This is a genomic window from Aeromonas sp. 25-AL00135, from assembly GCF_054052385.1.
Window position 1 is genome coordinate 38891 of the sequence record NZ_JBSTYQ010000015.1, and the last position, 26875, is coordinate 65765.

The following is a 26875-nucleotide window of genomic DNA, read 5'->3' on the forward strand; positions in this document are numbered from 1 at the left end:
CATGGTCTCTGCGGCGGATTATCTACGCAAGGTGTTGCTCTCCCCCGTCTATGAGGCGGCGCGGGTGACCCCCCTGCAAACCCTGAAGAAACTTTCCGAGCGGCTCGGCAACCATGTCAGCCTGAAGCGGGAGGATCTGCAACCGGTCCACTCCTTCAAGCTGCGCGGTGCCTACCACAAGATCGCTACCCTGACCGAGGAGCAGAAGGCGCGCGGCGTCATCGCCGCTTCTGCTGGCAACCACGCGCAGGGGGTCGCCCTGTCGGCCGCCAAGCTCGGTATCAAGGCGATCATCGTGATGCCCAAGACCACGCCGGACATCAAGATCGACGCGGTACGCCGTCAGGGCGGCAACGTCATGCTGTTTGGCAACAGCTTCGATGAGGCCTACGGCGAGAGCCGCCGCCTCGCCGAGCTTGAGGGCTACACCCTGATCCCGCCATTTGACGATGTCGAGGTGATCGCCGGGCAGGGCACCATCGGCAAGGAGCTGCTGGAGCAGGATACCCATCTCACCCACGTGTTCGTGCCGGTGGGCGGCGGCGGGCTGGCCGCCGGGGTGGCGGTCTATATCAAACAGCTGCTGCCGGATGTGAAGGTGATCGGGGTGGAGGCGGAGGGCTCCGCCTGCCTTAAGGCCGCGCTGGCGGCTGGCGAGCCGGTCAATCTGGAGCGGGTCTCGCTGTTTGCGGACGGGGTAGCGGTCAAGCGCATCGGCGAGGAGACCTTCCGCCTCTGCAACCAGTATCTGGACGAGGTAGTGACCGTCTCCAACGACCAGATCTGTGCCGCGCTGAAAGATATCTTCGATGACTGCCGCGCCATCGCCGAGCCGTCGGGGGCCCTGTCGCTGGCTGGCCTCAAAGCCTACAGCGAGCGGGAGCAGGTCAGGGGTGGCCGGATGGCAGCCATTCTGTCCGGCGCCAACGTCAACTTCCACAGCCTGCGCTACGTGTCGGAGCGCTGCGAGATTGGCGAGAAGCGCGAGGGCATGCTGGCGGTGACCATCCCCGAGCGCAAAGGGGCCTTCCTCGACTTCTGCCGTCAGCTCGGGCCGCGCATGGTGACCGAGTTCAACTATCGTTACGCCGATGCCGAGCAGGCGTCGCTGTTCGTCTCGGTGCGCCTCACCGGTGGTGACGAAGAGCTCGGGCAGATCATCGATCAGCTCGGCGGCAACGGCTATCCGGTGGTCAACATGACCGAGAGCGAGCTGGCCAAGAACCACGTGCGTTACATGATTGGCGGCCGCCCGGCCCGGCCCCTCGGTGAACGGCTCTACAGCTTCAAGTTCCCGGAGCAGCCGGGCGCCCTGATGCGTTTCCTCGAGACCCTGGGCTGTCGCTGGAACATCAGCCTGTTCCACTACCGTAACCACGGTGCTGACTACGGTCGGGTGCTCTGCGCCTTCGAGCTGCCGGACGAGGACGTGGCCGCCTTCCACGACTACCTGCGCGAGATTGGCTACGGCTGGAAAGAGGTGAGCGACGACCCCGCCTACCGGCTGTTCCTAGCCAGTTGAGCAAGGGGGCTGCAACAACTCACCGGGAGGGAGGCGTTATGCCTCCCTTTTCTATTGCTGCGTGTGGATAGGTCCACTCCGTACGACGCAACGTCATGGTTTAACTGGCAAAACAGTGTGAATAGGTACACAGGTGATTTTTACGCCGGATATTGCTGGCAAGCTCACACTCCTGATGGCTTGGTCATTTGAGGCTGCGTTCGGATGGGATACCCTGAATAGCGGAGAGGCCGCCTGACGGCTTCACACAGGGAAAGTGCGCACTCAGGCGCCCATAATGACTTATTGCAGAGGCGAAAATATGAATAAATCCATGCTTGCCGTATTGGTCAGTGGTTTGCTGGCGGCCGGAGCCGTGCAGGCCGCCGCTCAGGACAATACCTGGTATGTCGGTGGCAAGGCCGGTTGGTCCAATTACTATGGCGTTGACCACAACCAGTATGCCGAGTCGATTGCCCAGACGTTGGGTAATACCAGCGAGAACACGGATGATCTGGGTCTGGGCCTGTTCGCCGGTTACCAGCTCAACCCCAACCTGGGTTTCGAGCTGGGTTATGACTGGCTTGGCAAATACGACACCACTTCGGGCACTGGCGCCAATACCCTAAAGACCGAAGCCAAGAGCCAGATGATTCAGGCCACCATGAAGATCAGCTTCCCGGCAACGAACGTGCTCGATCTTTATGGCCGACTGGGCGGTGCTTATGCCTGGACGGATAGCGAGATCAGCTTCGCCAATACCAGCGAGACCGGCAAAAAGCATGGCGCCGCCTTCGTTGGTGCGCTGGGTGCCGAATACGCCATCGATCGTGACTGGGCTGCCCGTCTGGAGTACCAGTACACCACGCCTCTGGGAGATGCCTCTCTCGATCGCTCCGGTATCGAGATGGATAACGGCCTGATTTCGTTCGGGATGCTCTATCGCTTCGGTCAGCAAGGTGGCGAGGTCGTAGCACCGGCTCCCGCTCCGGCAGCCGAACCGGCACCTGTAGCCGTGGTGGAGCCCAAGACCTTCAGTCTGAGTTCCGATGTGCTGTTCGAGTTCAACAAGGCGACCCTGAAGCCGGCTGCCAATCAGGCGCTTGATGCCTTGTTCAGCCAGATTGTGGCGGCCAATCCGAAAGATGGCGTCGCAACTGTCATCGGTTATACCGACCGCATCGGTTCCGACAACTACAACCTGGCCCTCTCCGAGAAGCGGGCCCAGAGCGTGGCCAGCTATCTGGTATCCAAAGGCTTGTATGCCGACAAGGTACGGGTCGAAGGACGTGGCAAGGCCAATCCGGTCACTGGCAACAGCTGTGCCAGTCGCTCCAAGCAGGAGCTGATCGCCTGTCTGGCACCGGATCGCCGAGTGGAAATCCATCTGGAAGGGGTTTCCCAGCCTGTTCAATAAGCAGAGCGACGGGAGCAATAAATGTAAAAACGGGAGGCTTGGCCTCCCGTTTCTTATGGGGTGTTTACGATGTTGAGCCTCAGAGCCCGAACAGCGGCCGCAGGCGAATGCCGATGAGGCTGCCAGCGAGGGCCATCAACATCCAGACCCAGCCGTGCAGGCTGCCAGAGGCGGTGCCATCGAAGAAGCCGCCGAGGTTGCAGGCGGCGTACATGGCGCCCATCCCCATCAACAGGCCGCCGATGATGGAGGCCAGACTGTTGCCGAGCCGCATCGGGGCGAAGTTGCCGCCACCGCTCAGGCTGCGCGCCAGCATGGCCCCCAGAATACCGAGCCAGAACATGCCGACCATGGGGTTGATAAAGAGTGGCTGGGCCAGCTTGGGGTTGCCCTCGAACAGGCCAAACAGGGAGGCACCGCGCAGCGCCATGTCATAGACGGCGCCGGTGATGGTCCAGGCCGAGCCGTGCAGAGCGACCACGGACGAGTTGAGCAGAGCTATGATGATGCCGCCGGTCAGCACGGTGAAGCGGCCATCGCGCCAGAACAGATTGCTGCCGCTGAAGAGGGGCTTGAGCTCGCCGGTGCGCTTGAGTTCGCTGTTGCGAAACAGCAGGAACAGCGCGGCGACCAGCGCCAGGTTGAGCAGCATGCCGCTCCAGATATTGCCGGTCAAATCCTTGGCCAGCACCACATGGCTGGAGAAGGTAGCCTCCAGTTCGGGGCGGAACTGGTTGCTGATAAGGGTGCCGATGCCGTAGCAGATCAGCACCAGCCAGAAGCGGGGTTGCCCCTCGCCGCAGCAGTAAAGAGTGCCGGTGGCGCAGACGCCTGCCAGCTGCATGCCGATGCCGAACAGGAAGGCACCGACGATGAAAGGAATGCCGATAGCCATCACGTTACCCACCATGGCATCGCCAAAGAGGGCGTGGCTAAAGGAGAGGAAGGTGGTGAACAGCAGAATTTCGATGGCGATGGTGAGCAGGTGAACCCGCACGTAGTAGCTGTTGCGTTTGGTCAGCATTTCGCGCCAACCGAATACGATGCCGAAGCGACTGAAGGAGAGGGTGAAGCCGAAGCCGAATCCGATCAGGGCCATCAGAGCCCATTTCATACCAAAGGTGTTGCCAAGCCAGAGTAACGCTCCCCCCGCGATTACCACGATGGGGAGCGACCATTTTCGAGTCATGTCAGTTGTTCCTTGCAGTTGGTTTTCAGAGGGGCGGATCCTATTCCCTCATGGAGTCTAATGCTACCCATTTAACCAGTGCAGAGAAAAAGAGGAGCGCTGACTCCCGTCAGCGCCGGGGATCAATGGCGGGTGGTGTCGAGATGGAAGTGGTGAGTCTGCCTGGTCAGGATGCGGGCGTGCTGGGCGACCATGGTCGCCTCTTCGGCGGCCTGACTGGCGCTCTGGTTGGCCTCGGCCGCCAACCGCGACATCTCCCCGACCTGATGGTGGATCCCCTGCACCAGCCGGGTCTCATCGCTCATCAACTGATCGACCTGAGCGATGCGCTGATTGATCTCCTCGCAGCTCTGCGCGATCCGGGCGACGCTCTGGCGCGCTGTCATCGTGTGAGTGACCGCCTGTTCGACCCGGGCCAGCTCGGTATCCATCTCGCTGGCGGCGCGCAGGCTGACATCCTGGATCTTGCCGATGATGGTGTTGATCTCGGTGGTGGCGCTGCCGGTGCGGGTCGCCAGCGAGCGTACTTCATCCGCCACCACGGCAAAACCGCGTCCCTGTTCACCTGCCCGCGCCGCTTCAATGGCGGCGTTCAGCGCCAGCAGATTGGTCTGCTCCGCAATATCGTGAATGGCGCCCGCCAGCCCGGCAATCTGCTGCGAGAGGCCAGCCAGATCCGAAATGGTATGGGAGACCTGCTTCACTCCCGTGACTTGCTCCCCGATCACCTGTTCCACCGTGTGGATGGCGAGTGTCGCCTCTTGTGCCCGCTCTGCTGACTGCGGGGTTTGCTCCCCCACCTGATGCAGCTGGCTACCCGCCTGTTCAATGGAGTGGGTGAGCTGTTCGATGGCCTGTTCGATATGGTGGGCTGCCCCGACCTGAGCCTGACTGTCATCGGTGTGCCGTTGTGCCATGGCGGTCAGGCTGGTGGCGCGATCATCCAGCGTACTGGCGCTGCGTTGCAGGGACTCCACCAGGGTTGCCAGTTGGTCACGCATGGCCCCGATCTGGCGGATCAGCTCGCCGATGGCATCGAGGCCCGGCTCCGGCATGGGGCGGTTCAACTCCCCTTCGGCGATGGCGGCGGTGGCTTTGCCTGCGGCCAGCAGCCGCTGTTGGGTGGGGCGTCCCAGCCAGAAGATGAGCCCCGCCCCCAGCATTGCAGCGCACAACAGCAGGCCGTAGCAGAGTCGGGTGGTGTTGGCGAGATGGGCCATTTGCTCGGCGGCATACTCGTTACCGCGGATGACGGTGGCGTCTACCCCTAGCCGGTGGGCGTTATAGAGGGTGTGCAGGCGTGCTGCAAGCGCGCCCGCCTGCGCCAGATCCCCAGCCTTGATGGCGGGGACAAACTTGTCGTTGAGCAACTGCCAGAACAGCTCCCCCTGCACTTTTTGCTCCCCCAGCAGCAGTTCCCTGAGGGGCTCGTTCAGGCTGCTCTCTTGCCAGAAGCGGTTACGGCTCTCGAACTCTTGCTGCAGTCGGGCGAGGGTTTGCAGCAGGGCCTCCCGCTCCTCCGGTTTGGCATGGAGCAGGGTGTAGACCTGCAACTGGGATTCGATGAGGTAGAGAGGCGGCGGCAGAATATCGGCTACCACATCCTTCCCCTGTCCCATCTGATCGGCTGCGCTCCGGACCGAGTAAAGCCCGAAAAAGCTGATGGAGATCAGCGTGATAATGACCATGATCCCCAGAACCTGACCAAAAAGCAGGGATCTGTCGTGAATGTGCTTGAGCATGTTGCCTCCATTCGGCTCCGTTCATGGATAGCATAGCTCTCTGGCGGGATGGTGCGACTCGGGTGTGGGCTGTTGATGGTCAGTCGGCTCTGGAGAAGGGGAAGTCTCAGTCTGAAGGCCGCTGGTGCCATGAAAAAGAACCCCGGCTGATGAGCCGGGGTCGCTGGTGGTGAGGCGGTGTCAGGTCCGGCTTGGCGCGGCTTTGCCGCTGCGCAGCCCATCCAGACTGAACAGCACTAGCGCGCTCCAGATGCAGGCAAAGGTGAGCAGTTTGTCCATCGCCAGCGCTTCCCCATAGAGGGTGACTGCGAGGATAAACATCAGGCTGGGGCCTATGTACTGGAAGAAGCCCAAGGTGGAGAGCTTGAGCCGGGTCGCGGCGGCAGTGAAGCAGAGCAGGGGGGCCGTGGTGACGGCGCCTGCGGCGATCAGCAGCAGGTTGAGGTGCCAATCGTTCTGGGTGAGATGGCTGGTGGGGCTGTCGGCAAAGCCCCACAGATAGATGGCCGCTGGCGGCAGCATGATCATAGTTTCGATCAGCAGACCGGTGAGGGCATCGAGGGCCAGTTTTTTGCGCACCAGCCCATAGATGGCAAAGCTCGACGCCAGCACCAGCGCAATCCAGGGCAAGGAGCCAAAGGCGATAAGCTGGATCGCCACCCCGGCAAAGGCCAGCGCCACCGCCCACCACTGCAGGCGGCGCAGCTTCTCGCTCAGAAACACCATCCCCAGCAGCACGTTGAACAGCGGGTTGATGTAGTAGCCGAGGCTGGCATCCAGCATGTGACCGTTGTTGATGGCCCAGATAAACAGCAGCCAGTTGCCGCCGACGGTAACCGAGGTAAACGCCAGGGTGAGCAACACTTTTGGCTGGCGCAGCACCGCCTGCACCTTGTGCCACTGACGGCCTGCCAGGGTGAGTACCATCAGCAGCACGCAGGACCAGATCATCCGGTGGGTCAGGATCTCGGCGGCCGGAACGGCAGAGATGGTCTTGAAATAGATGGGGGCTATGCCCCAAAGGGTATAGGCGCACAGGGCGTAGATGACGCCCTGACGCTGGAGCTGTTGCGGCATGCGGATGACCTTTACTGAAGCGTTGGATGCGGGAAAACATCGCAAAAAATCAGTGTAGCGATCCTTTTGCGGGGAAAGAAGCGAATAAACGAAGTTTGAGGGATAAGAGGAGTGTGGCTGGCCGGTCAGCCTTTACCACGGCGGATCTTGTCGACATCCATCAACAGCCACAGCATCAGGGCGATGGCGGAGATCCAGGGGCCCCAGGTCACGTAGGCCTCGCCGTGCCCCAGCACGAAGAACAGCAGGGGCAAACCGATCACCAGAAAAAGTACGCTTCCCAGAAAAAATAGCATTTTTGTCTTTATATTTAACATGTTGGCTTTTTTATCATTATAAGGATTGAGCCCGGTGATGGAAGGCCAAAAATGCAAAAGGGGGATTTCTCCCCCTTTTTGATCCGATAGTGCTGATTTGTCGTGTTATTCCAGCTGAATCCAGGTGCTTTTCAGCTCGGTGTACTTCTCCAGCGCATGAAGTGACTTGTCGCGACCGTTGCCGGACTGTTTGAAGCCGCCAAATGGCATGGTCATGTCACCACCGTCCCAGTTGTTGACGAACACGGTACCGGCGCGCAGGGCGCGGGAGCCTTTCACCGCCTTGTTGAGATCCGCCGTCCAGATCGCCGCGGCCAGACCGTAGTCGGTGTCATTGCCCAGCGCAATGGCCTCCTCCAGCGTATCGAAGCCGGTCACCGCCAGCACAGGGCCGAAGATCTCCTCGCGGAAGATGCGCATCTGCGGGGTCACGTCGTCGAAAATAGTGGGTTCGATATAGAAGCCGCCACTCTCCATATTGGTGCGGTTGCCACCCAGCAGCAGCTTGGCCCCCTCCTGCTTGCCAATCTCGATATAGCGCAGCACCTGCTCCATCTGGATGTGATCCACCATGGCGCCGATACGGGTCGCAGGGTCGAGCGGGTTGCTCGAGATCCACTCGCGGGCATGGGCCAGCAGTCGCTCCATAAATTGCGGTTTGATGCTGTTTTGCACCAGCAGGCGGGAGGCGGCGGTGCACACCTCGCCCTGGTTGTAGAAGATGGCGCCAGCGGCGCTCTTGGCCGCGGCGTCCAGATCCGGCGCATCCGCCAGTATGATGTTGGGGCTCTTGCCGCCGCACTCCATAAAGGCGCGCTTGAGGTTGGACTTGCCGGAGCACTCCACCAGATGTTTGCCGATCTTGGTGGAGCCGGTGAAGGTGATGCAGTCCACATCCATATGCATGGCCAGCGCCTCGCCCACGGTATGACCAAAGCCCGGCAGCACGTTGAACACGCCGTCCGGAATACCCGCCTCCTTGGCCAGACCGGCGATACGCAGGGCGGTCAGGGGCGATTTTTCGGAAGGCTTGAGAATGACCGAGTTGCCGGTAGCGAGCGCCGGGCCCAGCTTCCAGCAGGCCATCACCAGCGGGAAGTTCCATGGCACTATGGCGGCAACCACCCCGAGCGCTTCGCGGGTCACCAGCGCCAGTGCTGACTCCTCCACCGGGGCGACCTGATCGTAGATCTTGTCGATCGCTTCGGCGTTCCAGGCGATGCAGTTGGCGGCGGCGGGGGCGTCATAGCCCATGGCATCGCCGATGGGTTTGCCCATATCCAGCGACTCCAGCAGCGCCAGCTCCACCTTGTTGAGGCGCATCAGCTCGGCGAAGCGCTGCATGATCTGTTTGCGCTGTTTCGGTGGCAGGCCGCTCCAACGCTTGTCGTTGAAGGCGTCACGGGCAGCCTGTACCGCCAGTTCGGCATCGGCGGCATCGCAGGCAGCCACCTTGGTCAGCAGCTTGCCATTGGCCGGGTTGATGCAATCGAAGGTGGCGCCATTGACGGCATCCCGATAGCTGCCGTTGATAAAGGCTTGCGAGGGCAGGGTCAGATGGGCGGCCTTGTGTTGCCACTGGGCCAGGGTCAGGTCACTCATGTTCACTCCTTGAACCGGCAAAAGTCAGTTTCCGCGTATCAATATGCTAAACATCCTGCCGCTTGTAAATCCATCTTGTAACAATTCATTAAACATTGCTCCCCTGCCGATGCGCGTCTGAATGTCAGAAACTGGCGGGGGTGTTGGCCGAGATCAGCACGCACTCCTGTTCGCCGCTATTGCGAAAACGGTGGGGGGTGCGGCTGTCGAAGTAGTAGCCATCCCCGGCGCCCAGCAGGTAGATCTGCTCGCCCACGGTCACTTCAACTTCGCCCTTGATGACGATGCCGCACTCTTCACCCTCGTGGCTCAGCATGTCGTCGCCGGTGTCGGCGCCAGGTGGCAGCACCTCCTGCAACATGCCGATGGCGCGGTTGGCGCGGCTGTGCCCAACCAGCCGGTAGCTGATGGGATGCGTGCCGAGATCTGGCATATCGGCGGCGCGGAAGATCACTTCGGTGCCCATTTCGGTCTCTTCAGTGAAGAAGCTGGCCAGCGACATGGGGATGCCTTCCAGCACCTTGCGCAGGGAGGCGACAGAGGGGCTCACCTGATTTTTCTCGATCTGGGAGATAAATCCGTTGGTCACACCGGAGCGCTTGGCCAGCTCGCGCTGGGAGAGGGCCGCCTTGGTGCGAACCGCCTTGAGGCGGTGACCGATATCCATCTATAGACACTCCTTGACTGTTTACTATTATTAAAATTGTGTTAAATATCTTATACCACCCTGCTGATGCGTCTAGCTAGGGGTGGCACCAGACAGGGCGATAACGGGCCCTTTTTTATGGATTCAGGTGTTTAATTTAATAGGCATTGGCCGACAGTTGCTAAACACCTTAAGGATGAGGTGACCATGAAACCGATCAGCGACATCAATACGCCCTCCGACATGTCCGCGTTCTGGATGCCGTTCACCGCCAACCAGCAGTTCAAGGCGGCGCCGCGTATCCTGAAGTCGGCAGAGGGGATGTATTATCACTCAGAGGATGGCCGCAAGATACTGGATGGCACAGCCGGACTCTGGTGTTGCAACGCGGGCCATGGTCGGCGCGAGATTGCCGAGGCGGTCTCCCAGCAGATTTCCCACCTCGATTTTGCCCCCACCTTCCAGATGGGTCACCCCCTGCCGTTTGAGCTGGCCAACCGGCTGGTGGAGATCGCCCCCAAGGGCTTTGGTCACGTCTTCTACACCAACTCCGGCTCCGAGTCGGTCGATACTGCGCTCAAGATTGCGCTGGCCTGGCAGCGGGCTCGCGGTCAGGGCACCCGCACCCGGCTGATTGGCCGCGAGCGTGGCTATCACGGGGTCGGCTTTGGCGGCATCTCGGTGGGGGGGATTCCCGGCAACCGCAAGTGGTTCGGCTCCCTGCTGACCGGGGTGGATCATCTGCCCCACACCCTCAACATCGCCAAAAACGCCTTCACCAAAGGGCTGCCCGAGGAGGATGTGGCGCTGGCCGACGAGCTGGAGAAGATCGTCTTTCTACACGATGCCAGCAATATCGCGGCGGTGATCGTCGAACCCATCGCTGGCAGTACCGGCGTGCTGATGCCCCCCAAAGGCTACCTCAAGCGGCTGCGGGAGATCTGCACCAAGCACGGCATCTTGCTGATTTTTGACGAGGTGATCACCGGTTTCGGTCGCCTTGGCTCCCCCTTCGCCGCACAGGAGTTCGATGTCATCCCCGACATGATCACCTGCGCCAAGGGGCTGACCAACGGCGCTATCCCCATGGGCGCGGTGCTGGTGCAGAAGCACATTTATGACGACATGATGGCGGCAGGCAAGGGGGCCATAGAGCTGTTCCACGGCTACACCTATTCCGGTCATCCGGTGGCTGCGGCTGCGGGGCTCGCGACCCTCGAGATCTATCGCAACGAGAACCTGCTCAGCCGCGCAGCCGATCTGGCTGGCTACTGGGAGGAGGCGGCCCATGCGCTGAAGGGCTGCAAGCATGTGAAGGATGTACGCAACTACGGGCTGGTGGCGGGTATCGAGCTGGAATCGATGCCGGATGCACCGGGCAAGCGCGCCTATGAGGTGTTTGTTCGCTGCTTCGAGAAGGGGGCTCTGATCCGGGTGACCGGCGACATCATCGCTCTTTCGCCACCTCTCATTATCGAGCGCAGCCAGATCGACGATCTCTTCACCCTGCTGCAGGATGCCCTGCAGGCACAACCTTAACCCATTTGATGGCCCCGCACTGGCGGGGCCTTGCGTTGGTTTGCTCAGCGCATTTACCACATCAGTTATCACGGAGGATACATGACATACAGGGTCAGCAACTTCATCAACGGCCAGCCGCAGGAGAGTCGTAGCGAGCGCCAGGGCGCCATCTTCAACCCAGCCTGCGGCAAGCAGCAGGGGAGCGTCGGGCTTTCCAGCGCCGCCGAGTGTCAGGAGGCGATCGCCATTGCCGAGCGTGCCTTTGCCGACTGGTCGCAAACCCCGCCGCTGGTGCGGGCTCGGGTCTTTTTCCGCTTCAAAGAGTTGATGGAGCAGCACAGGGACGAGCTGGCCGAGCTCATCAGCCGCGAGCACGGCAAAGTCTTCTCCGATGCGCAGGGTGAGCTGACCCGCGGGCTGGAGGTAGTGGAGTTTGCCTGCGGCATTCCCCATCTGCTCAAGGGGGAGCACTCCCTCAACGTCGGTCGCGGGGTAGACAGCTACTCCATGATGCAGCCGGTCGGGGTTTGCGCCGGCATCACCCCGTTCAACTTCCCGGCCATGGTGCCGCTCTGGATGTTCCCGGTCGCGATTGCCTGCGGCAACACCTTCATTCTCAAACCCTCCGAGAAGGATCCCTCTCTCTCGCTGCGGATGGCCGAGCTGATCAAGGAGGCCGGTCTGCCGGACGGCGTGCTCAACGTGGTGAACGGTGACAAGGAGGTGGTGGACGTGCTGCTGACCGACCCGCGGGTCGGCGCCGTGTCGTTTGTCGGCTCCACCCCCATCGCCCAGTACATCTATGCCACCGCCTCGGCCCACGGCAAGCGAGTGCAGGCGCTGGGCGGTGCCAAGAACCACATGGTGGTGATGCCGGATGCGGATCTCGATCAGGCGGTCTCCGCCCTGATGGGGGCTGCTTATGGGGCAGCGGGCGAGCGCTGCATGGCCATTTCTGTGGCCGTGGTGGTGGGTGACGAGACCGCCGATGCGCTGGTGGCCAAACTGACGCCGCTGGTGGAACAGCTGCGGGTGGGCCCGGGGCTGGGCCAGAGCCCGGAGAACGAAATGGGGCCGCTCATCAGCAAGGAGCATCTGGCCAAGGTGCGTGGCTACGTGGATCAGGGGGTGGCCGAAGGGGCCGCGCTGCGGGTCGATGGTCGCACGCTGAGCCACGACGAGGGTTACTTTATCGGGGGCTGCCTGTTTGACGAGGTGACCCCCGAGATGCGCATCTACCGCGAGGAGATCTTCGGCCCTGTGCTCTCCATCGTGCGGGTGCCGGACTACGAGACGGCGCTGCGACTCATCAATGAACATGAGTACGGCAATGGCACCGCCATCTTTACCTGCGACGGCGACACCGCGCGGGACTTCACGGCGCGGGTGCAGGTCGGTATGGTAGGGGTGAACGTCCCCATTCCGGTGCCGATGGCGTTTCACAGCTTTGGCGGCTGGAAGCGCTCCATCTTCGGGCCGCTCAACATGCACGGGCCGGACGGGGTTCGCTTCTATACCCGGATGAAGACGGTGACGGCGCGCTGGCCCCAGAGCCTGCGCAGTGGTGCCGAGTTCTCCATGCCGACCATGAAGTGACGTGCTGGCACGTGCTGGCACGTGCTCATGGCCTAACCTCTTGCCCCCGCCGGTCGATGATTGGCGGGGGCGAACTCTGTAAAGGAACAACAGATGCGATTGGGAATTCTCGATTGTGACCGGCTCGATCCCGATCTGGCTGATCGTTTTGGCCCCGTTTACTCCGAGATGTTTATCAGGGGCTTTGCGGCCCTGGCCCCCGAACTGGAATTTCGGGTCTGGTCGGCTCTCGATGGGGAGCTGCCGGAGGATCTGCACGAGTGCGATGCCTGGCTTATCACAGGTTCGCGCCACGATGCTTACAGCGATATCCCCTGGATTCAGGCACTGCGGGCGTGGATCCGTCAGGCGCACGATGCCGACGTCAAGCTGGCCGGTGTCTGCTTCGGTCATCAGGTGATCGCCCAGGCACTAGGTGGCGAGGTGGTGAAGTCCACCAAGGGATGGGGGCTGGGAGTGTCGGTGCATCCCATGCTGGCAGATGAGCCCTGGATGGCGCCAGCGCGGGATCAGATCCGCATTCTGGCCAGTCATCAGGATCAGGTGGCCCTGCTGCCGCCGGGGGCGACCCGACTGGCGGGCAACGATTTTTGTCCCAACTTCATGTTTTTGCAGGGTGATCACATCGTCGCCATTCAGGGGCATCCGGAGTTCTCGGTGGAGTACAACCGGGCGCTGATCGAGCGGCGCCGCGGCCTGTTGCCCGACGAGCGCTACCAGAGCAGCCTTTCCTCGCTGGAGGGGGAGGTGGATTCGGCGACCATGATGCAGTGGCTGCTGCAGTTTCTGGGGATCCTGCCGCTGCGGGCTGGCGCGGCCTGAGCCCGGTTTGTCAGCCACCCCTTCGGATGCTAGATTTTGTAGCAAAATGAAGGATCAAGCGCTGAGATGTCGGGATCGGATGGTACACTGGCCGCCCATGTGGCGGCCTGTTTGTCTGGCTTGATTGCCGTCCCGGCCTGAGCCAAACCTGTCTGAGCCAAACCAGTGTGAGAGTGTGACGCCTTGAAACTACAGCAATTGAAGTATTTGATCGCGATCCGGGACCACAACCTCAATGTGTCCGTGGCTTCCGATGCGCTCTTCACCAGTCAGCCGGGGGTCAGCAAACAGATTGGCCTGCTGGAGAGCGAGCTGGGAGTGCGGATCTTCGAGCGCCGTGGCAAGCATTTGCACCGCATCACCCCGGTGGGTGAGGAGATCATCAAGTGTGCCGAGGCGATGCTCAACATCGAGAGCAAGATCAAGGCGATCTCCCGCGAGTATCTGGATCCGACGGTGGGCACCCTCAATATTCACACCACCCACACCATTGCCCGCTATCTGCTGCCCAAATCGGTTACCTACTTCACCAAGAAGTACCCCAAGATCTCGTTCCACCTCCATCCGGTGATGTCGGCGAGCAAGGAGCAGATCAGCAAGGGTTACTCCGATTTTTCCATCGTTGCCCACGAGATTGGCTTCGACAAGGAGCTGATCGCGCTGCCCGCCTACCTCTGGACTCTCTCGCTGGTGGTGCCGCAGGATCACCCGTTGGCCAAGGTGAAGAAGCCGACGTTGGAGCAGCTCTGCCACTACCCGATCCTCAGTTACGAGAGCGGCGCCACCGGTCGTCAGGTGCAGGACGAGGTGTTTCAGGCGGCGGGGCTGACCCCGAGTTACTACATGACGGTAATGGATGCCGGAGTGATCAAACGCTACGTGGAGCTGGGCTTTGGCATCGGCATCATCTCCTCGCTGGTGGCCAACGACACCGACAGCCCCGGGCTGGTCTCCATCAATCTGGAGCACCTGTTCAAGCCCTGTCCGGCGCAGATCTGTTTCAGCAAGAGCATCTTGCTGCAGAACTACATGTATGACTTCATCAGCTCCTTCTCGCCCCACCTCACCAAGGAGGTGATCCAGAGCGTGATGCAGCAGCCGAGTCAGGCGCGCATCGACGAGCTGCTGGCCGGGGTGGAACTGCCCATCTATTGATCCCGATCGGATTCCCGATCGCTGCCGGTTGTCTCTTCTGTCAGGCTGGGCTCTACTCGGGGTTCAGCCTGTCTCTTTTGGGCTATCTCCATCGTCCGAGGTCTCTATGTCCCGCATTCTGCTGCTTGCCAATCTCAACTGTGATCATGTGCTCTCCCTCTCCGAACCGTTGGTGGCGGGGGCCCGGCTGCAATATGTGGATCAGGGGCGCAGGCTGGGGGGCGGCGCCGCCAACACCGGCATCGGGCTGGTATGGGCGGGCCACGAGGTGACCATCGCCTCCCGCATCGGGCTGGACGAGACCGGTGACTGGCTGCTGGAGCAGGCGGCCGGTTACGGACTGGATTGTAGCCAGGTGGAACGCTTTGGTGGCGAGACCGGTGAACTGCTCATTTTGGTGGACTCCACCGGTGAGCGCACCATACTGCGTCGGCCGCGGCGCCCGGATGTGCCGGGCGATCTGCCGTTAGAGGGGGTGGATTGCCTCTATGTGAACTATCCCGGCACCGCCATCATCAGCTACATGCGCCAGATGCTCGGCAAGAGCTTCGTGGTGGCCCAGTATCCCAAGGGCGGCCAAGCGCGCCGCCCCTGTCACGTGCTGGTGGCCTCCCGCTCCGATCTCGGCGAGGTGAGCGACCCCTGGCAGCATGCCCGCCAGCTGGCGGGGGAGCAGCTTGAATGGCTGGTGTTGACCGAAGGCAAAGCGGGGGCGGTAGCCATCCATGGTGACGAGCAGATCCGGGTCGCCGCCCGGCCAGTATCTGTGGTCGATACCACGGGGGCGGGGGATGCCTTCGCTGGCGGATTGATCCATGGGCTGGCGCGAGGCATGGCCATCAAGGATGCGTTGCAGTGCGCGGTGGACTGGGGCGCATTTGCCGTCGCCTCAGAGAGCTCCATCCCCTCGGTTGCCCTGAAAAACTGGCTGAAACAACCTCACTGAACCATCTCTTTGACGGTCGATTGAGGGGCGGTTCGCAGGCCATCTGGCTGCTGGTCGAAGGGGCTTGGCGAGGGGGACTATTCGGGAGATTTACCCGCTATAAAGCGGGTAAACGCCGGGCTAACCCGGCAAGTTTGCGATCAATCAAAGAAAGTGTCGATTTATGTGCATCTTCATCGACACCCGGTTGTGCTGCTCTTAACCTGTCACTCCGCAACTCAGATTAAGAGACAGGCCCCCCCTCTGGCGAACCAATGGGCAAACAGAGGCAAACCGGTTGTCTCCTGCCTCTTAGCTCAATGTTGTCGTCCTGATTCCTGGCTTGTAGTAAGAGGCAAGTGCGACCATGCAACTGACACGATTTACCGACTACGCCCTGCGTACCCTGACCTTCCAGGCGGTTCAGCCGGGGGATCGTCTGTCGACCATTACCGAAGTGGCCGATACCTTTGGCATCTCTCGCAACCACGTGGTCAAAATTGTGCACCAGCTTGGCATCAAGGGGTATATCGAGACGGTACGCGGCAAGCACGGTGGCATCCGCCTCGGTCGCTCTGCAGTCTCCATCAACCTGCGGGATGTGGTGATGGACATGGAGCATGTGCTCTGTCCGGTCGATTGCAAGCGCGAAAACTGCCGTCTCTCCGGTGGCTGCCGCATTCAGGGCATTCTGCGCCGCGCCATGAACGCCTTCCTCGAAGTGCTGGGTGAGTACACTCTGGCCGATGCGGTGCGCGATCCCAATCGTCTCTGCCACCTGCTGGGTATCGAGCAAGAGACTATTGTGACCATGGCCTGACGGGGCGTGGATATCGAATAAGATGTGAAAGGGGCCTGATGGCCCCTTTTGCTTTTGTACGCAGGTGGTTTTTAACGACTGCCTGGCTGGCGGATCAGGGTGATGGCGCCGTGCAGACAGGCGAGGCCACAGGCACCGCAGCCATTGCAGGCATCCATGTTGACGTTGATGCCGTCGGCGGTGGCCTTGATCGCCTGTTGCGGGCAGGCATCTTCACAGAGCAGGCAGTAGAAGCCCTGCCGTGCCTGACAACTCTCTTCAATCTGTACCCGGGTCTGCACCTGACGACCCAGCTGCAGGTCGAGTGCGCCGGTGGGACAGGCTCTGGCGCAGCTGCCGCAGTAGCTGCACTGGCCGCAGGCGAGATCGAGCACTGGCGTACCGGCGATGGGACTCCCCTCGTACTCCTCCTGGGTGGCCGGTTTGAGCAGACCGCGCGGGCAGGCCTTGAAACACTCGCCACAGCGGGTGCAGAGGGAGAGGTACTGGGACTCCTCGATGGCCCACGGCGGGCGCGCTTCATGGCAAACCACGGCGGGTTTGCGGGAAGCTTGCCAACCTTGTGTCAGCCAACGGAGGAAATAGTGAGTCATGCTCGCCCCTGATACCTATTAGGGGTTAATTTTATCGAAGTTTCGGGAAGCAGGCCAGAGAATAGCGGCCGTCAGGATCGCAAGCGCAGTTGCCCTTGTGTAAGCTAGGCGGGTCTTTTTACGTGGTTGAATGAAAACATATGTGGCTATTTCTCTGGCGTGCGTCCCTGCTCTATGTCTTTCCCCTGCTGATGTGGGCCTACTGCCGCATCAAGGGTATCGAGTTCGCCGAGCTCGATACCGGCGTCAACACCCACAAGTGGGTGGTGCTGGCCGCCTACCTCATCTACGTGGTGATCTGGATTCTGGTTAACCGCTATCTCGAACTCTTCCTGCGTCAGCGGAGCCGTAAATGATCGACCCCGGGCTCTGGGGGATCTTGTTGCCCGCCGCAGTGCTGGCCCTCGGGCTTGGCTGGCTGATCGGGCGGCGTACCGCCACGGCGCAGGCTCAGGAGCTGATGCTGGCGCAGGAGCGTTATCAGGCGCTGCAGGATCGCTTCGACGAGTTGCAGGATGAGCGGATACAGGGTCAGCAGAAGCTGGATCAGCAGCAGACCCTGCTGATCAAGCTCACCGCTCGCCTCAAGGATGCGGAAGCGACCCTGCGCAGCGAACGGCTGGCCGCCGCCGAGAAGCTGCAACTGCAACAGGAGGCGGAGCAGCGCCTCAGCCAGCAGTTCGAGAATCTCGCCAACCGGATCTTCGAGCAAAACTCCGGCAACTTCCGCGAATTGAACCAGAACAGCCTCGATCTGCTGCTCACTCCACTCAAAGAGCAACTGGAGGGCTTTCGCCGTCAGGTGGGCGAGACCCACGCGCAGGAGACGGCCCAACGCCACAGCCTCAAGTTCGAGCTGGAGCGCCTCGCCGAGCTCAATGCCCGCATGACCGAAGAGGCGGCCGCCCTGACCCGCGCCCTCAAGGGCGACAGCAAGCAGCAGGGCAACTGGGGGGAAGTGGTGTTGGCGCGGATCCTCAGCGAATGCGGTCTACGCGAGGGTCACGAGTACCACACCCAGGTCAATATCGAGGTGGAGAAGGGCAAGCGCTACCAGCCCGATGTCATCGTCCACCTGCCGCAGGAAAAAGACATCATCATCGACGCCAAGGTGTCGCTGACCGCCTACGAACGCTGGTACAACGCCGATGACGAGCTGGAGAAGGCGGTGGCGCTCAAGGAGCATGTCGCCTCGGTGCGCAACCATATCCGCGAGCTGGGCCGCAAGGATTACCAGCAGCTGCCCGGGGTGCGCACCCTCGACTATGTGCTGATGTTCGTGGCGGTGGAGCCCGCCTTCCTCACAGCCATGGAAGCCGATCCCTCGCTGGTGCGTTACGGCCTCGACAACAACATCCTGCTGGTGAGCCCCACCAACCTGATGGTGGCGCTGCGCACCATCGAGAATCTGTGGCGCTACGAGCGGCAGAACCAGAATGCCCGCCAGATTGCCGAGCGGGCCGGTCGTCTCTACGAAAAGCTGCGGCTGTTTGTCGAGGAGATGCAGCAGATGGGCGGCAGCCTGCACAAGGCGCAGGAGAGCTACGACAAGGCGATGGGACGGCTGGTCAACGGCCGTGGCAACCTGATTGCCCAGGTCGAGCGTTTCCGCGAGCTGGGGGTGGAGGTGACCAAGAGCCTGCCAGAGCCGCTGGTGGAGCGGGCACTGGAGCGTGACAAGGAGCAGGAGTAGTTTTTACCTGCACCGACATCAACAAAAGACCCAAACACTGTTTGGGTCTTTTGCTATCTGCCTGCTGGCCCAGTGCTTACCCATCATCAGAAATCCGCAAAGCAAACGGCCCACCGAAGTGGGCCGTTTCTATTTGCAGTGCCGGTGTGGATCAGCGGCTGGCGGCGCGGGCGCCCAGTTCGGCTTTCTCGCTATCGCTAAGGAAGGCCAGGGTCAGGCCGTTCTGCTGGGCGGTGCGGATTTCGCTCGCCGTCATGCCGGCGGCCGGAGCGGCCACTTCATATTCGTGGGGCAGGTCGATCCCTTCCACCGCCGGGTCGTCGGTGTTGAGGCAAGCCAGCACGCCAGCAGCCAGGAACTGGCGGATCGGGTGTTCGGTCAGGCTTGCCACCGTGGTGGTCTGGACGTTGGAGGTGAGGCAGGATTCGATGCCGATGCGGTGCTCGGCCAGATAGGCCATCAGGGCCGGATCCTGAATCGCTTTGACACCGTGGCCGATACGCTCGGCACCCAGCTCGCGAATGGCCTGCCACATGCTCTCGGGGCCAGCCGCCTCACCGGCGTGCACGGTGACGCGCATGCCTGCATCGCGCACCTTGCGGAAGTGGTCGACAAAGAGTTCCCCCGGGAAGCCCAGCTCGTCACCGGCCAGATCGATGGCGACCAGCTTGTCGCGGTGGGCCAGACAGGCGGCCAGCTCCTGATTGCACTGCTCGGTGCCGAAGGTGCGGCTCATGATGCCGATCAGATTGGCCTTGATGCCGAAGTCACGGCTGCCCGCGGCCACGCCGTCGATGATGGCTTCCACCACGCCTTGCGGGTGCAGCTTGTGGGTCATCGCCATATAGGCCGGACTGAAACGCAGCTCTGCATAGTCGATACCGGCACGCAGCAGGTCTTCCACGTTTTCGTAGGCAACCCGGCGGCAGGCGTCATAGTCGGCCAGCACGGCAACACCCCAGTCCAGCTTCTTCAGGAAGGCGACCAGACTTGGCTCGTTCTCGACGATCTGTACGTGGGGGCGCAGCGCCTCCAGCTCGAAGGCGGGCAGCTGAATATTGTGTTGGCGACCCAGCTCGAGGATGGTCTGCGGACGGATGTTGCCGTCCAGATGGCGGTGCAGGTCGGTCAGGGGGAGAGATCTGTCAATCATGATGGCGCCTTCTTCGAGTCGGGTTTGAAAGCCTGCCATTCTAGGCGGGGCTTTCAAAAAAGATACCCCGTTTGCTGGCAAACGGGGTCTTATTGGTCGGTGATTTATCAAGGCGTGATGGGAATCGTTTTTCCCCGGGACTCAGGAGAGATCGAGTTCCTTCAGCTTGCGGGTGAGGGTGTTGCGACCCCAGCCAAGCAGGCGGGCGGCTTCCTGCTTGTGGCCGTGGGTATGTTCCAGCGCCGTCTCCAGCATGATCCGCTCGAACTGGGGCATGGCATCGGCCAGGATGTCTGTCTCTCCCAGCGCCAGCTTGCTGGCCACCCACTCCTGCAATTGCTGCTGCCAGCAACCGGGCAACGCCGGTTGGCCGGGCTCGGCGTTGTGGGTGATGGGGGTAAGCAGCTCGGGGGGAAGATCGCTCACCAGCACCTCCTGCCCGGAGGCCATCACAGTGAGCCAGCGGCAGACGTTTTCCAGCTGGCGCACGTTACCCGGCCAGGGCAGGCGGCTGATATAGGCCTGGGTATCCGGGTGCAGGCTCTTGGCCTCCACGTTCAGCTCCTTGGCGGCGCGCAGCAGGAAATGACGGGCCAGCTGGGGAATATCCTCACGGCGCTCCTTGAGGGCGGGAATATGAATGCGGATGACGTTGAGGCGGTGGAACAGATCCTCGCGAAACTCGCCATCGGCGACCCGTTTCTCCAGATTCTGGTGGGTGGCGGCGATGATCCGTACATCCACCTGCACCGGCTGGTGGCCGCCGACCCGGTAGAACTGGCCATCGGCCAAGACCCGCAGCAGCCGGGTCTGCACATCCAGCGGCATGTCACCGATCTCGTCGAGAAACAGGGTGCCGCCGTCGGCCTGCTCGAAGCGGCCGTGGCGGATGTTGTTGGCGCCGGTGAAAGCCCCCTTCTCGTGACCGAACAGCTCCGATTCGATGAGATCTTTCGGAATGGCAGCCATGTTGAGGGCGATAAAGTTCTTGTGGGCGCGCGGGCTGTGCTTGTGCAGGGCGTGGGCGACCAGCTCCTTGCCGGTACCGCTTTGACCGTTGATTAGCACCGAGATGCTGGAGCGTGACAGGCGGCCGATGGCGCGGAACACCTCCTGCATCGCCGGCGCTTCACCGATGATCTCGGGAGTGGCGGTGGCCTCTTGCTGACGAGACTTGCGCTTGGTGCGCTGCTCCTTGAGGTGATTCTCGGCGCGGCGCACCAGGGTCACCGCTTCGTCGATGTCGAACGGCTTGGGCAGGTACTCGAAGGCGCCTCGCTGGTAGGCGTTGACCGCGCTGTCGAGATCCGAGTGGGCGGTCATGATGATGATGGGCAGGTCGGCCTGACGGCGGTGGATCTGCTCCAGCAAGCTCAGGCCGTCGATGCCGGGCATCCGGATATCGGAGAGGATGACATCTGGCGAGCGCAGCTCAAGAGCGTGTAGCAGCGCTTCGCCATCGGCAAAGCTTTCGCAGTTGAAGCCTTCGCTGCCGAGAGTGCGCTCCAGCACCCAGCGGATAGAACTGTCGTCATCGACGATCCACACTTTGGCGGTCATGGGGTTCCCTTACTTGCGAAGCGGTAGAAAAATGGTGAATTCGGTGTGGCCCGGCCAGCTGATGCAATCGATCCGCCCCTTGTGCTGGTCGATCAGGTTCTGGGCGATAGAGAGGCCGAGCCCGGTTCCCCCCTCCTTGCCAGTGATCATCGGGTAGAACAGGGTGTCGCGAATGGCATCGGGAATACCGGGGCCGTTGTCGATGATCTTGATCTCCGCCGCCAGCCGGTAACGCTGGCCGTGGATGGTGATCTGGAACGCGGTGCGGGTCTTGATACGGATAAGCCCGGTCTGATCCCCCAGTGCTTCGGCGGCGTTGCGCACTATGTTGAGAAACGCCTGCTGCAGCTGATCCGGCTCCATCTCGAATTCGGGGATGCTGGGATCGTAATCCCGTTCGATGCGAACAGAGGGAGGGAGTTCGAGCTCCACCAGTCGGCGTACCTGCTCCAGCACCGAATGGACATTATGCATCTGGTGACGGCCAGGGCGCTGGGGGCCAAGCAGCCGATCGACCAGCACCCGCAGCCGGTCGGCCTGCTCGATGATGATGCCGGTATATTCGCGCAGCGCCGGATCCGGCAGCTCTTTTTGCAGCAGCTGCGCCGCGCCGCGCAGGCCGCCGAGGGGATTCTTGATTTCGTGGGCCAGCCCGCGCACCAGCTCCTTGGCCGCCAGCTGCTGGGCATGTTGTTGCTGTTCCTGACTGATCTTCTTCTGCTGGTCGATCTTGCGCAGCTCCACCACCAGCAGACGCTGTTCGTGGTCGGCCATCGGGGTGGCGCTCAGCTCCACCAGTCGCGGTTCTCCCTCTACCACCAGAGTCACTTCGCTATCGGTAAAGCCCTGCCCTGACACGAGGCACTGCTTGAGCCGCTGCAAATCGAGGGAGATATGTTCCAGCAGATGGGGCAGTTCGATGCCGATCAGCCGGCGTTCACTGAGGGAGAGCAGCTGTTCAGCCGCCGGGTTGACGAACTGGATGCAGAGCCGCTCATCCATCAGGATCACGGCGGTCAGCAAATTATCCAAGAGTGTTTTGGCGTTGTCCGAGCGGGTTGGCACAGGTTTCTCCCTAAAACGGTGCTACACACCTGTTATGCACCGATATGGTGCATAGAGTTTACCCGCATCGGTGCGCTATATCACCCCTAGTCGGCTTTGGGGGTGGGTTTGGGAGCCGGCGTCACGCTCGCTCTATGCAGGTAAAAGGTGACTGCACTGGATTTAGCAAGGATCGTACCGTCTTTGGCGAGCAGCTCGAGCTGAGCTTCGTGGGCGCCGCGATCGACGTTTTCGACGCGGACAGAGAGGCTGTTGCTGACGATGGGGGCGGCTTTGCCATCCAGGGTCAGGCGCACATCATACTGGGTCGGAGGTTTGGGGCTGATGGTGCCCTGAAAGACGATGTTGCCTGTGTTGTCGCGTAGGGTGCTGCCCTGTTCCGGGGAGAGCAGTTCGATAGTCAGCTTGGCCGCCTCTTTCTCTTTCTTGGCATCGGCGCCGGTCAGGCTGTTGAAGTTATCCACCTGCACCGATCTGGGCGCGCTGCTGCCCAGCAGCGGGGCGACCCGCAGATCGACCTCTTTGGCGTTTTTGCCGGGTGGTGGCGCATCCGAGTAGTGGGTGATGCCATTACCATCGACCCAGGAGTAGACCTTGGCCGCGTCCGCACCGAACGAGGTCAGCAACAGGAGGCTGAGCACCCCTATGCCATGCTTGTTGTTCATCCATCTCTCCTTGACGGTATTTTGCTTAATCCTATCAGAGAAAAAACCCGCCAGATGGCGGGTTTTGTCACGATTAAGCAAGCTGACCAGATTTAAACGGCCAGTCTGCTGAGACTTAGACGGAGTAGTACAGTTCGAACTCCAGCGGGTGCGGGGTCATGCGCACACGGTCAACATCCTGCTGTTTCAGTTCCAGATAGGAGTTGATGAAGTCATCGCTGAACACGCCGCCACGGGTCAGGAACTCGCGGTCAGCATCCAGAGCGGCCAGGGCTTCGTCCAGAGAACCGGCAACGGTCGGCACTTCTGCGGCTTCTTCCGGCGGCAGGTCGTACAAGTTCTTGTCCATGGCATCGCCCGGATGGATCTTGTTGATGATACCGTCCAGACCGGCCATCAGCTGGGCTGCGAAGGCCAGGTACGGGTTGGCAGCCGGATCCGGGAAGCGCACTTCGATACGACGGGCTTTCGGGCTCGGTACCACCGGGATACGGATGGAGGCAGAGCGGTTGCGGGCAGAGTAGGCCAGCATGACCGGTGCTTCATAACCCGGAACCAGACGCTTGTAGGAGTTGGTGGTCGGGTTGGCGAAGGCGTTGATGGCCTTGGCGTGCTTGATGATACCGCCGATGTAGTGCAGAGCCATCTCGGACAGACCGCCGTACAGGTCACCAGCGAACAGGTTGACGCCGTTCTTGGCCAGAGACTGGTGGCAGTGCATGCCGGAGCCGTTGTCACCGAACATGGGTTTCGGCATGAAGGTCACGGTCTTGTTGTAGGCGTGGGCCACGTTGTGGATCACGTACTTCAGTACCTGCACTTCGTCAGCTTTCAGCGTAAGAGTGTTGAAGCGGGTAGCGATTTCGTTCTGGCCGGCAGTGGCCACTTCGTGGTGGTGAGCTTCAACGACCTGGCCCATCTCTTCCAGCACCAGACACATGGCGGCGCGGATATCCTGGGAGGAGTCGACCGGTGCAACCGGGAAGTAACCGCCTTTCACGAACGGACGGTGACCCTTGTTGCCATGCTCATAGGCAGTGCCGGAGTTCCATGCGGCTTCTTCAGATTCGATTTTCACGAAGCTGTGGCCCATGGTGTTGGAGAAAGTAATGTTGTCGAACATGAAGAATTCCGGCTCCGGCCCGAACAGCACGGTGTCAGCGATGCCGCTGGACTTTAGGAAATCTTCTGCACGCTTGGCGATGGAGCGCGGATCGCGGTCGTAGCCCTGCATGGTGGCAGGCTCCAGTACGTCACAAACGATGTTCAGGGTGGTCTCTTCGGTGAACGGGTCCAGTTTGGCGGAGGCTGCGTCCGGCATCAGTACCATGTCGGATTCGTTGATGCCCTTCCAGCCGCCGATGGAGGAACCATCGAACATCTTGCCGTCTTCGAAGAAATCTTCATCAACCTGGTGAGCAGGGATGGATACATGCTGCTCTTTACCCTTGGTGTCGGTAAAGCGCAGATCAACAAACTTGACTTCGTGTTCCTGGATCAGGGCCAAAACGTTCTGGGCTGACATGCTAAGTAACCTCCGGTGTTAAAACTCTCTGGGTGAATGCGTCGTCGTATTCACATAAGCCAGTATCGTGCCAAGTTTGTGACAGCTTGATTTCAGGGCAATCTCGCTGAAGAGGCTCCCCAAAAACAGGCGATCTCGACTCGCGTTGCATCAATTTAGTGCGATGGTGGATCGTTTTGGTGCACTGTAATGGTGCGCGAAATACGGTCACCGCCCATCTAAGCAGGGTTTGTCAGAGAGGTCTATGATCCAGATCTGTTGTTATGCGCGAATGTACTGCAATTCTGCTAGGCAGATCACAAAGGCAAGAGTACAATTAGCGCCCAATTTTACCCGGTGATTGAGGCGAGAATGTTAGAGAATTTACGCAATATTGCGATTATTGCGCACGTTGACCACGGCAAAACGACTCTGGTTGATAAGCTGCTGCAGCAGTCCGGCACCCTGGACCGCTCCACGGAAGGCCAGGAACGGATCATGGACTCCAATGATCTGGAACGGGAACGTGGCATCACCATTCTCGCCAAGAACACTGCGATCCGCTGGAATGACTACCGTATCAACATCGTTGATACCCCGGGTCACGCCGACTTCGGTGGTGAAGTAGAGCGCGTACTGTCCATGGTTGACTCCGTGCTGCTGCTGGTTGACGCCGTAGACGGCCCGATGCCGCAAACCCGTTTCGTGACCCAGAAAGCGTTCGCTCAGGGTCTGAAGCCGATCGTGGTCATCAACAAGGTTGACCGTCCGGGTGCTCGTCCTGACTGGGTAATGGATCAGGTATTCGACCTGTTCGACAACCTGGGCGCGACTGACGAACAGCTGGATTTCAAAGTTGTTTACGCCTCTGCACTGAACGGTTGGGCCACCATGGATCAGGACGTCGAGTCCGAGAACATGGAGCCGCTGTTCCAGGCCATCGTTGACAACGTTGAAGCGCCGAAGGCTGATGCCGAAGGTGGTTTCCAGATGCAGATCTCCCAGCTGGACTACAACTCCTACGTGGGCGTTATCGGTATCGGCCGTATCACCCGTGGTCGCGTCAAGACCAACCAGCAAGTCACCATCGTTGGTGCTGACGGCAAGACCCGTAACGGTAAAGTCGGTCAGGTGCTGGGTTACCTGGGTCTGTCCCGTACTGAAGTTACCGACGCGCAAGCGGGTGACATCATCGCTATTACCGGTCTGGGCGAGCTGAAAATCTCCGACACCATCTGTGATAACGGTGCCGTTGAAGCCCTGCCGCCGCTCTCCGTTGACGAGCCGACCGTGAACATGACCTTCCAGGTCAACACCTCACCGTTCGCCGGTAAAGAGGGCAAGTTCGTGACCTCCCGTAACATTCTGGAGCGTCTGAACCAGGAGCTGGTCCACAACGTGGCTCTGCGTGTGGAAGAGACTGATGATCCGGACAAGTTCCGTGTATCCGGTCGTGGTGAACTGCACCTCTCCATCCTGATCGAAAACATGCGTCGCGAAGGTTACGAACTGGCTGTGTCCCGTCCGGAAGTAATCCTGCGTACCGTTGATGGCGTTCTGCAAGAACCGTTCGAAACCGTAACGGTGGACGTTGAAGAAGCGCACCAGGGTTCCGTGATGGAGCAACTGGGTCTGCGTAAAGGCGAAATGACCAACATGACCCCGGATGGCAAGGGCCGTGTCCGTCTGGACTTCATGATCCCGAGCCGTGGCCTGATCGGTTTCCAGACCGAGTTCATGACCATGACCTCAGGTACCGGTCTGCTGTACCACACCTTCGACCACTACGGTCCGCACAAGGGTGGCAGCATCGGCGAGCGTCAGAACGGCGTGCTGATCTCCAACGCAACCGGTAAGGCTCTGACCTACGCCCTGTTCGGTCTGCAAGACCGTGGTCGTCTGTTCATCGGTCACGCGACCGAAGTGTACGAAGGCCAGGTGATCGGTATTCACTCCCGTTCCAACGACCTGACTGTTAACTGCCTGAAAGGCAAACAGCTGACCAACATGCGTGCCTCCGGTACTGACGAAGCTCAAGTGCTGACTCCGCCGATCCGCATGACTCTGGAACAGGCTCTCGAGTTCATCGACAACGACGAACTGGTAGAAGTGACTCCGAAGAACATCCGTATCCGCAAGAAATTGCTGACCGAGCTGGATCGCAAGCGCTCTGGCCGTGGTTAATGCCATGTGCTGAGTCTCGGCAGCCCTCGCGGCCGCTGACGGTTCACTGATAAACGGACCCAAACCTCTGGTTTGGGTCCGTTTTTTTATGCTTGTGATCCGCTCTGGCCATCCTGATGAGCTCGTTC

Annotated in this window: 23 protein-coding genes; 11 read left to right on the forward strand and 12 right to left on the reverse strand. The window is 60.7% G+C overall.

What is annotated here, in order from left to right:
- The first annotated feature begins 1 nt into the window (after position 1).
- Positions 2-1522, forward strand: coding sequence for a threonine ammonia-lyase, biosynthetic (gene ilvA, locus ACW5XC_RS14695; protein WP_042055330.1), 1521 nt, complete (start codon positions 2-4; stop codon positions 1520-1522).
- Between the two features lie 301 nt (positions 1523-1823).
- Positions 1824-2918 carry a porin OmpA gene (gene ompA / locus ACW5XC_RS14700; RefSeq protein WP_042055328.1) on the forward strand — a complete coding sequence of 365 codons (1095 nt, stop codon included), beginning with the start codon at positions 1824-1826 and terminating at the stop codon, positions 2916-2918.
- 79 nt (positions 2919-2997) lie between these two features.
- Here the strand turns inward: ompA and ACW5XC_RS14705 are convergent, their stop codons facing one another.
- The 6 genes from ACW5XC_RS14705 to ACW5XC_RS14730 form a co-directional block, all read right to left on the reverse strand.
- Positions 2998-4107, reverse strand: coding sequence for a YeeE/YedE thiosulfate transporter family protein (locus ACW5XC_RS14705; RefSeq protein WP_178378373.1), 1110 nt, complete (start codon positions 4105-4107; stop codon positions 2998-3000).
- Positions 4108-4229: 122 nt separating this feature from the next.
- Positions 4230-5849: a methyl-accepting chemotaxis protein gene (locus ACW5XC_RS14710; protein ID WP_074042663.1), complete on the reverse strand. Its 1620-nt coding sequence runs from the start codon at positions 5847-5849 to the stop codon at positions 4230-4232.
- 180 nt (positions 5850-6029) lie between these two features.
- The gene (gene rarD, locus ACW5XC_RS14715) at positions 6030-6926 is read right to left on the reverse strand and encodes an EamA family transporter RarD (protein WP_042054869.1); all 897 of its coding nucleotides are present in this window, start codon (positions 6924-6926) and stop codon (positions 6030-6032) included.
- A 125-nt stretch (positions 6927-7051) separates the two neighbouring features.
- On the reverse strand, positions 7052-7222 hold the full coding sequence (locus tag ACW5XC_RS14720; protein WP_005341999.1) for a hypothetical protein: 171 nt from the start codon (positions 7220-7222) through the stop codon (positions 7052-7054).
- A gap of 126 nt (positions 7223-7348) precedes the next feature.
- The gene (locus ACW5XC_RS14725; RefSeq protein WP_042054867.1) at positions 7349-8845 is read right to left on the reverse strand and encodes an aldehyde dehydrogenase; all 1497 of its coding nucleotides are present in this window, start codon (positions 8843-8845) and stop codon (positions 7349-7351) included.
- Positions 8846-8969: 124 nt separating this feature from the next.
- The gene (locus tag ACW5XC_RS14730; RefSeq protein WP_005339643.1) at positions 8970-9512 is read right to left on the reverse strand and encodes a cupin domain-containing protein; all 543 of its coding nucleotides are present in this window, start codon (positions 9510-9512) and stop codon (positions 8970-8972) included.
- Positions 9513-9698: 186 nt separating this feature from the next.
- Here ACW5XC_RS14730 and ACW5XC_RS14735 point away from each other — a divergent pair, with 186 nt between their 5' ends.
- The 6 genes from ACW5XC_RS14735 to ACW5XC_RS14760 all read left to right on the forward strand — a co-directional run bounded on the left by ACW5XC_RS14735 (position 9699) and on the right by ACW5XC_RS14760 (position 16330).
- The gene (locus ACW5XC_RS14735; protein ID WP_042054866.1) at positions 9699-11030 is read left to right on the forward strand and encodes an aspartate aminotransferase family protein; all 1332 of its coding nucleotides are present in this window, start codon (positions 9699-9701) and stop codon (positions 11028-11030) included.
- A gap of 81 nt (positions 11031-11111) precedes the next feature.
- Positions 11112-12608, forward strand: coding sequence for a CoA-acylating methylmalonate-semialdehyde dehydrogenase (locus tag ACW5XC_RS14740; RefSeq protein ID WP_042054865.1), 1497 nt, complete (start codon positions 11112-11114; stop codon positions 12606-12608).
- Between the two features lie 93 nt (positions 12609-12701).
- Entirely contained in the window at positions 12702-13430 is a 729-nt protein-coding gene (locus ACW5XC_RS14745; protein ID WP_005357481.1) for a glutamine amidotransferase-related protein, read from the forward strand.
- 183 nt (positions 13431-13613) lie between these two features.
- On the forward strand, positions 13614-14585 hold the full coding sequence (locus ACW5XC_RS14750) for a LysR substrate-binding domain-containing protein (protein WP_005339651.1): 972 nt from the start codon (positions 13614-13616) through the stop codon (positions 14583-14585).
- A gap of 106 nt (positions 14586-14691) precedes the next feature.
- Positions 14692-15531, forward strand: a complete 840-nt coding sequence (locus ACW5XC_RS14755; protein ID WP_042054864.1) for a PfkB family carbohydrate kinase — start codon at positions 14692-14694, stop codon at positions 15529-15531.
- A gap of 346 nt (positions 15532-15877) precedes the next feature.
- Positions 15878-16330 (forward strand): Rrf2 family transcriptional regulator, encoded by a 453-nt coding sequence (locus tag ACW5XC_RS14760; RefSeq protein WP_042054862.1) that lies wholly within the window; start codon positions 15878-15880, stop codon positions 16328-16330.
- A gap of 71 nt (positions 16331-16401) precedes the next feature.
- Here ACW5XC_RS14760 and ACW5XC_RS14765 read toward each other — a convergent pair whose 3' ends face one another.
- The gene (locus tag ACW5XC_RS14765) at positions 16402-16923 is read right to left on the reverse strand and encodes a ferredoxin-type protein NapF (RefSeq protein WP_005339657.1); all 522 of its coding nucleotides are present in this window, start codon (positions 16921-16923) and stop codon (positions 16402-16404) included.
- 140 nt (positions 16924-17063) lie between these two features.
- Here ACW5XC_RS14765 and ACW5XC_RS14770 point away from each other — a divergent pair, with 140 nt between their 5' ends.
- Together ACW5XC_RS14770 and rmuC are read left to right on the forward strand one after the other, a co-directional pair.
- Positions 17064-17279, forward strand: a complete 216-nt coding sequence (locus tag ACW5XC_RS14770) for a hypothetical protein (RefSeq protein WP_005356194.1) — start codon at positions 17064-17066, stop codon at positions 17277-17279.
- Positions 17276-18616: a DNA recombination protein RmuC gene (gene rmuC / locus ACW5XC_RS14775; protein WP_042054860.1), complete on the forward strand. Its 1341-nt coding sequence runs from the start codon at positions 17276-17278 to the stop codon at positions 18614-18616. The genes ACW5XC_RS14770 and rmuC overlap by 4 nt, the downstream gene beginning before the upstream one ends.
- Before the next feature lie 151 nt (positions 18617-18767).
- Here the strand turns inward: rmuC and add are convergent, their stop codons facing one another.
- The 5 genes from add to glnA form a co-directional block, all read right to left on the reverse strand.
- Complete coding sequence (gene add, locus ACW5XC_RS14780) at positions 18768-19769, reverse strand: adenosine deaminase (protein WP_042054872.1); 1002 nt, start codon at positions 19767-19769, stop codon at positions 18768-18770.
- A 141-nt stretch (positions 19770-19910) separates the two neighbouring features.
- The gene (glnG, locus tag ACW5XC_RS14785) at positions 19911-21329 is read right to left on the reverse strand and encodes a nitrogen regulation protein NR(I) (protein ID WP_041209491.1); all 1419 of its coding nucleotides are present in this window, start codon (positions 21327-21329) and stop codon (positions 19911-19913) included.
- 9 nt (positions 21330-21338) lie between these two features.
- Positions 21339-22394, reverse strand: a complete 1056-nt coding sequence (gene glnL, locus ACW5XC_RS14790) for a nitrogen regulation protein NR(II) (protein ID WP_005356202.1) — start codon at positions 22392-22394, stop codon at positions 21339-21341.
- Positions 22395-22480: 86 nt separating this feature from the next.
- Positions 22481-23059 carry a DUF4124 domain-containing protein gene (locus tag ACW5XC_RS14795; RefSeq protein WP_005356205.1) on the reverse strand — a complete coding sequence of 193 codons (579 nt, stop codon included), beginning with the start codon at positions 23057-23059 and terminating at the stop codon, positions 22481-22483.
- A 115-nt stretch (positions 23060-23174) separates the two neighbouring features.
- Positions 23175-24584 (reverse strand): glutamate--ammonia ligase, encoded by a 1410-nt coding sequence (glnA, locus tag ACW5XC_RS14800; protein ID WP_005339672.1) that lies wholly within the window; start codon positions 24582-24584, stop codon positions 23175-23177.
- Between the two features lie 351 nt (positions 24585-24935).
- Between glnA and typA the strand changes: the two genes are divergently transcribed.
- The gene (gene typA, locus ACW5XC_RS14805) at positions 24936-26747 is read left to right on the forward strand and encodes a translational GTPase TypA (protein ID WP_005339679.1); all 1812 of its coding nucleotides are present in this window, start codon (positions 24936-24938) and stop codon (positions 26745-26747) included.
- Positions 26748-26875: the final 128 nt, after the last annotated feature.

What these genes read in the sequence shown, in the direction of transcription:
- ilvA (WP_042055330.1), top strand. Translation starts at nt 2, where the DNA reads ATGGTCTCTGCGGCGGATTATCTACGCAAGGTGTTGCTCTCCCCCGTC.
- ompA (WP_042055328.1), top strand. Translation starts at nt 1,824, where the DNA reads ATGAATAAATCCATGCTTGCCGTATTGGTCAGTGGTTTGCTGGCGGCC.
- ACW5XC_RS14705 (WP_178378373.1), bottom strand. Translation starts at nt 4,107, where the DNA reads ATGACTCGAAAATGGTCGCTCCCCATCGTGGTAATCGCGGGGGGAGCG.
- ACW5XC_RS14710 (WP_074042663.1), bottom strand. Translation starts at nt 5,849, where the DNA reads ATGCTCAAGCACATTCACGACAGATCCCTGCTTTTTGGTCAGGTTCTG.
- rarD (WP_042054869.1), bottom strand. Translation starts at nt 6,926, where the DNA reads ATGCCGCAACAGCTCCAGCGTCAGGGCGTCATCTACGCCCTGTGCGCC.
- ACW5XC_RS14720 (WP_005341999.1), bottom strand. Translation starts at nt 7,222, where the DNA reads ATGCTATTTTTTCTGGGAAGCGTACTTTTTCTGGTGATCGGTTTGCCC.
- ACW5XC_RS14725 (WP_042054867.1), bottom strand. Translation starts at nt 8,845, where the DNA reads ATGAGTGACCTGACCCTGGCCCAGTGGCAACACAAGGCCGCCCATCTG.
- ACW5XC_RS14730 (WP_005339643.1), bottom strand. Translation starts at nt 9,512, where the DNA reads ATGGATATCGGTCACCGCCTCAAGGCGGTTCGCACCAAGGCGGCCCTC.
- ACW5XC_RS14735 (WP_042054866.1), top strand. Translation starts at nt 9,699, where the DNA reads ATGAAACCGATCAGCGACATCAATACGCCCTCCGACATGTCCGCGTTC.
- ACW5XC_RS14740 (WP_042054865.1), top strand. Translation starts at nt 11,112, where the DNA reads ATGACATACAGGGTCAGCAACTTCATCAACGGCCAGCCGCAGGAGAGT.
- ACW5XC_RS14745 (WP_005357481.1), top strand. Translation starts at nt 12,702, where the DNA reads ATGCGATTGGGAATTCTCGATTGTGACCGGCTCGATCCCGATCTGGCT.
- ACW5XC_RS14755 (WP_042054864.1), top strand. Translation starts at nt 14,692, where the DNA reads ATGTCCCGCATTCTGCTGCTTGCCAATCTCAACTGTGATCATGTGCTC.
- ACW5XC_RS14760 (WP_042054862.1), top strand. Translation starts at nt 15,878, where the DNA reads ATGCAACTGACACGATTTACCGACTACGCCCTGCGTACCCTGACCTTC.
- ACW5XC_RS14765 (WP_005339657.1), bottom strand. Translation starts at nt 16,923, where the DNA reads ATGACTCACTATTTCCTCCGTTGGCTGACACAAGGTTGGCAAGCTTCC.
- ACW5XC_RS14770 (WP_005356194.1), top strand. Translation starts at nt 17,064, where the DNA reads ATGTGGCTATTTCTCTGGCGTGCGTCCCTGCTCTATGTCTTTCCCCTG.
- rmuC (WP_042054860.1), top strand. Translation starts at nt 17,276, where the DNA reads ATGATCGACCCCGGGCTCTGGGGGATCTTGTTGCCCGCCGCAGTGCTG.
- add (WP_042054872.1), bottom strand. Translation starts at nt 19,769, where the DNA reads ATGATTGACAGATCTCTCCCCCTGACCGACCTGCACCGCCATCTGGAC.
- glnG (WP_041209491.1), bottom strand. Translation starts at nt 21,329, where the DNA reads ATGACCGCCAAAGTGTGGATCGTCGATGACGACAGTTCTATCCGCTGG.
- ACW5XC_RS14795 (WP_005356205.1), bottom strand. Translation starts at nt 23,059, where the DNA reads ATGAACAACAAGCATGGCATAGGGGTGCTCAGCCTCCTGTTGCTGACC.
- glnA (WP_005339672.1), bottom strand. Translation starts at nt 24,584, where the DNA reads ATGTCAGCCCAGAACGTTTTGGCCCTGATCCAGGAACACGAAGTCAAG.
- typA (WP_005339679.1), top strand. Translation starts at nt 24,936, where the DNA reads ATGTTAGAGAATTTACGCAATATTGCGATTATTGCGCACGTTGACCAC.